At 43.5% G+C, this 674-nt stretch carries 1 protein-coding gene; it reads left to right on the top strand.

Annotation, left to right across the window (positions count from 1 at the left end; translation table 11 throughout):
- Window positions 1-674: ABC transporter permease (locus AAEZ02_RS21755; RefSeq protein WP_351125006.1), on the top strand; the 674-nt coding region annotated here is incomplete at both ends.

The following is a 674-nucleotide window of genomic DNA, read 5'->3' on the forward strand; positions in this document are numbered from 1 at the left end:
GATGCCAATGCGCTTAAAATATTGCCCTATGTGGACAGCGTTACCCCAACCGTTAGAGCTAATGTTGTTATACGTTATGCTAGCGAAACCGTCACAGGATCGATTCAAGGCGTGGGTACTGAGTATTTTCGCGTGCGCGGTTATACGCTTGCTAAGGGACAATATTTTGCCGATGATAGTATCGATACGCTAGAACAGGTTGCCGTCATTGATGCCAATACCGATCAGACACTTTTTCCTGATGGCAATGCGCTAGGTAGCGTCATTTTTCTCGGCCGTCTTCCTGTTCGTATTATTGGCGTAACAAAGCCAATTGAAAGTGTGTCCGACAACAGTGATGAACTGAATGTTTGGTTGCCGTATACCACGGTGTCTGGGCGTATTTTTAGGCAAAATTATGTAAACGATATTACCGTAAGGATAGATGCGAATGTATCAAGTGATGTGGCAGAGCAAGGCATTATTAGCTTATTGAGTATGCGCCACGGCAAAGTTGATTTTTTCACTATTAATACAGATACGATACGCAAAAGCATTGAAAAAACATCTGAAACCATGACGTTACTGATATCAGCTATCGCGTTTATCTCTTTGTTAGTTGGCGGGATTGGGGTAATGAATATCATGCTGGTATCGGTAACAGAGCGAACGCGCGAAATAGGCATTCGTATGGC

Source organism: Shewanella sp. T24-MNA-CIBAN-0130 (genome assembly GCF_040310185.1).
In the GTDB taxonomy this organism is placed as follows: Bacteria; Pseudomonadota; Gammaproteobacteria; order Enterobacterales; family Shewanellaceae; genus Shewanella; species Shewanella psychromarinicola.